The organism is Flavobacterium sp. (genome assembly GCF_003525665.1).
GTDB lineage: Bacteria > Bacteroidota > Bacteroidia > Flavobacteriales > Flavobacteriaceae > Flavobacterium.
The window spans coordinates 1-4,684 of sequence record NZ_DQDX01000190.1; the positions used below are offsets into that span (position 1 = coordinate 1).

The window sequence follows — 4,684 nt, forward strand, 5'->3', positions numbered from 1 at the left end:
AGTTTTAGTAATTAATCGATAAAATATAAATACCTAAAAATCAGTACTTTATTTTTTTGTTTTGTATTTAGTATACGTATTTTTACGTAGTGATATTCCACTTTCATAGGTAAAATTCTTATATTTTTGAGAATTTGATGTATTTTGGCGACTATAAATATTATGTATCGAAAATATTGACATTTTTTATAAATTTAATGCATTACTTACATTTTCTTTACAACACTTGTCGTAGTTTTGTGTAGTTCAAGTTCTACAAAAAGACGTCGTTGTGGGATTGAATTTTAAAGTTTAGTTTAAATTTATTTTTTCCCAAATCTAAAGCACTAACCTAATTTTAATCATTTACCAAATTATTTAAATTATGAAAAATGTGTTTTTAAGCATCTCATTGATGCTAGCTACAACAGTAGCTTTTGCTCAGGCAAATTCAAGTAGTGTATCACAAGCGGGAACTTCAAATGGTTCTACTGTGTTACAAGCAGGAAGTTCTAACAACTCTGTTGTTGTACAAGATGGTGCAGTTGGTCCTTTAAGTGGATTATCGAACATTGCAAGTGTTAATCAAAGTGGTGCAGACAACGAAGCTAATGTTGGTCAGCATGGAGATTCTAACGAAGGTTATGTATTGCAAATTGGCGATAGAAATGACGCTACAATTGATCAAGGAGTTGGTCAAGCGCAAACGAACTATGCAACAACATCGCAAGATGGAGATGATAATACTTCTATCCAAAAACAAAGATTTGACAACAATGATGCTTTTGTTACTCAAATTGGAGATGACAATGATGCAGAACAAGATCAGTCTTCTGGACCAAATGGTTCTTCTGGTAATACTGCAACAGCTTTACAAGATGGAGATGATAATACATCTTACCAAAAACAAACAGGAAGTTTAAACTCTGCCTACGCACAACAAATAGGCAATGAAAACTACGCAAGACAACGTCAAACGGGTAGTAACAACCAAGCTAATTCTATTCAAGGACAAAATGATCAAGAATCTGACCAAAGACAAGTTGGTAACGGAAACTTTGCACAAGTATGGCAAAATGATGAATCAAATGCTCTTGGAGACGGTAACAATGCTTACCAAACTCAAATAGGAGATGGTAACGATGCAATAATTGATCAAGGTACTCCAAGTGCAGTGAATCCTTCAGCAAATAATACAGCTACTCAAACTCAAAGAGGAGATGATAACTATGCTTATTCTATGCAAAATGGAAACAACAATACATCTACTCAAACTCAAGGTTCTATGAGTGGTGATAGTGATGACAACATTGCTGATCATTTCCAACAAGGTAATAATAATATAGCTACTACTTCTCAATATGGACTTGGTGATCATGATTCATTTGTAGATCAAATTGGTAATGGAAATAGTGCAACAACTACTCAATCTGGTAGCTTACACCTAAGTACTGTAACTCAACTTGGTAACAGTAACATGTCAACAGTTACACAATCTAACTAAATTTTAACTATAGAGTAAGGCAGTTTTCTTTTAAAGCTGCCTTGCTTTATTAATTATATGAAAATCATGAAAACCAAACTTTTATCGGGTATACTTTTATTATTTTCATTAGGAACTTGTTTCGCTCAAGAAGAGCAAGATGAGTTTTCTTCCGTTTTTAGTAATAAGCAAAATTCTTTACTTACACTTTCTAAATTTTCTACGCTAGAAAATAATAATGCTGCAAATGTAACTACACAAAACGCCATTTTTATTCAGCAAATTGGTGATAACAATCAAGCTAGAACCACTATTAATTCGTCTAATTCTAATGTAAATCTAAACCAAAATGGTTCTGATAATTTTATTTTTTTAGACAAAACTGCCAATCAAATCAATCAATTTGTGTCGCAACAAGGTTTCAATAATAATGTAATTGATTTTAATTTGTCAACCAACAGTACAATCAATTCTAATTTTACACAAACAGGAAATAACTTAAATATTATCAATATTGGAGCAAATAGTATTTCTAAAGATTTAACCATAAATCAATCAGGAAATTCGGGTTCGGTTATAATTCTTAATAAATAAATCATGAAAAAATTTTTCCTTCATATCTATTTAATTTTACCTTTTATCGCTTTTTCACAAACAATGAATAAAGAAGTAAAAGCTAAAATTGAAGTTAGTTACACTGAAGATCTGATTATAATTAAAGGAACTGCCGAAAATTTAACCGATGTTTACAAATCAATTTCATACAAACTATCTGTAATTAAAAATGGAGGTAAAGACGGAAATAAATCTACCAACGCACAATCTGGAAGAGAAACATTAGAAGCAAATCAAATTAAAGATTTATCTAAAACTCAAATCAACACCAGTAAAGACGATGAAATAACGCTACTGTTATTGCTTTTTGACGAAAAAGGAAATATCATCGGTAAAGACCGAATTGTTATTGGCGAAAAAAAAAAGTCACTAGAGATTAAAGAACAACCAGCCGATGGTTTAGAGTTAACCGGATTAGTATTTGACGAAACAAAAACTAAATTTGGTAAAGACTTTTACGACTTATTTTACACAGAATATGGTAAAATAAATAAGAAAGCTAATAAAATTGTTAAACTTGTTGAAGAATTAACAATTGGTAGAAACACAAAAATGACTATATTTGTTGATACAGATATGATTTCAGAGTTTATAATTAAGCCAGATGAAGACTATCTGACCTATATGGCTCAAGAATCTGCTAATGCCGTTTTTAAACATTTTAAAAATTTAGAACGTCAAAGTGAACAAATAATTAGGTATTAAACTATGAAAAAATTATTACTTCTTTTTTTTCTTTTTATTTCTGGTTTTTCATTTGCACAAGAGTTAGTTTATAAACCAAGAAACCCTGCTTTTGGCGGTGATACTTTCAATTATCAATGGCTATTAAGCTCTGCCGAATCTCAAAATTTGTATAAAGATAAAGCAACTCCAAAAGATGAACGCTCAGAAATTGAACGATTCACAGAAAATTTAAATTCACAATTATTAAATCAAGTTTCTAGATCGTTGTTTACCCAACAATTTGGTGAAGACGGAATATCCGAGGGTAATTATGTTTTTGGAAGTCTTTCTGTTGAGGTTTATCAATCCACAGGAGGTTTAACAATAAACATTTTAGATACCGTCACCGGCGAAGAGACTCAAGTTATTATCCCAAATCCATAATAAATGAAGTTATTAAAAATTACAAGCCTATTATTAGTTTTTCTATTTTCAAGTTGCGGAGCCTATTTTAATCAACCTGTTGATGTTCAAAAAGCAACTTTAGGAGAAGCTACTAGCGCTACAAAATTGCTCAAAAACCTTCCTAGTCCAAAAGACAAAGTGGTAGTTGGCGTTTATAAATTTAGAGATCAAACAGGTCAATATAAAGCTCTTGAAACTGGAAGTACTTTTAGTACAGCAGTTACTCAAGGCGCAAGTTCTATTTTAATTAAAGCATTAGAAGATTCTAAATGGTTTATTCCTATTGAAAGAGAAAATCTTGGAAACTTGCTTAACGAGCGAAATATTATTCGTTCTACAAGACAAGAGTATCTAAAAAATGCCAATCCGAATGATACACAACTTACACCATTATTGTACGCTGGAGTAATTCTTGAAGGCGGAATCGTTTCGTATGATAGCAATATTATAACTGGAGGTTTTGGTGCGAGATATTTTGGAGCAGGTTCATCTACGCGTTACAGACAAGATCGAATTTCAATTTATTTGCGATTGGTTTCTACTTCAAATGGTGAAATTCTAAAAACAGTTTATGTTTCTAAAACTATTCTTTCACAAGCCATTGATGCGAGTTTGTTTAGATATGTTAGCTTCAAACGATTGCTAGAAGTTGAAACTGGTTTTACCAAAAACGAGCCAGTGCATCTTGCAGTTACAGAAGCTATTGAAAAAGCGGTAGAATCATTAGTTATTGAAGGAATTCAAGACGGAATTTGGAAAACTACTGCCGATAAAGAAACAATGGACAAAGTATATGCAAAGTATTCTGTTGAAGAAACCGATGCCGATGCTGCGCTTCTTTATGGAAGAACAACTAATAAAATTAGAAAAAAATACGGAGTCGATTTTGCGTCAGGTGTAACTTACATCGATAGCGATTATGAAAATCCGCAGGCTAAACATTTTGTTCGCGCGAGTGGTAAAGTTGCTTTGAGTCCTTATTTTAATTTTTCAGCTTCTTTGCAACTTTTTGGTTTATCAAATAAAGATAAATTTGACGACAGTTACGGCTCATTTGATATAAATACCGAATTTTTTCTACTGCCAAAAGATAAGCTAACTCCTTATTTTTACGCTGGTTTTGGCGCAGCTGGAACATCCTACATACTTAAGTATCATATGAAAACCCAATTCGGATTTGGACTAGAATATTTATTTGCTAAAAATGCTGGAGTACGTGTTTTTGGAGAACAAAATTTAACCTTTTCGGATGAAATAGATTACATTTCGGCTGGTAAATTAAACGATAATTATTGGCGAGCAGGAATCGGATTTGTGTATTACTTCGGAAAAAAATAAAAAGGCATTGTTATGAATCAACTATTAAAATATATCCCATTTGTTTTACTAATTTTCCTATTTTCTTGTAGTGAAGAAAAACTTGGCGATGATGGCAAAGGATCAATAAAAGGAAAAGTGGTAAAAGAAGACACATTC

Annotated in this window: 5 protein-coding genes; all 5 read left to right on the forward strand. The window is 31.9% G+C overall.

The genetic code is table 11. The features are described from left to right. Positions 1–364: 364 nt before the first annotated feature. Positions 365–1,483 carry a hypothetical protein gene (locus DIU01_RS13395; protein ID WP_290835259.1) on the forward strand — a complete coding sequence of 373 codons (1,119 nt, stop codon included), beginning with the start codon at positions 365–367 and terminating at the stop codon, positions 1,481–1,483. Positions 1,484–1,549: 66 nt separating this feature from the next. After that, positions 1,550–2,056, forward strand: a complete 507-nt coding sequence (locus DIU01_RS13400) for a hypothetical protein (protein ID WP_290835261.1) — start codon at positions 1,550–1,552, stop codon at positions 2,054–2,056. Positions 2,057–2,059: 3 nt separating this feature from the next. After that, positions 2,060–2,782, forward strand: a complete 723-nt coding sequence (locus DIU01_RS13405; RefSeq protein ID WP_290835263.1) for a CsgE family curli-type amyloid fiber assembly protein — start codon at positions 2,060–2,062, stop codon at positions 2,780–2,782. Positions 2,783–2,785: 3 nt separating this feature from the next. After that, a complete protein-coding gene (locus DIU01_RS13410; protein WP_290835265.1) occupies positions 2,786–3,187 on the forward strand; it encodes a curli production assembly/transport component CsgF in 402 nt (133 codons plus the stop codon). A gap of 3 nt (positions 3,188–3,190) precedes the next feature. Next, complete coding sequence (locus DIU01_RS13415; protein ID WP_290835267.1) at positions 3,191–4,546, forward strand: CsgG/HfaB family protein; 1,356 nt, start codon at positions 3,191–3,193, stop codon at positions 4,544–4,546. Positions 4,547–4,684 lie beyond the last annotated feature (138 nt).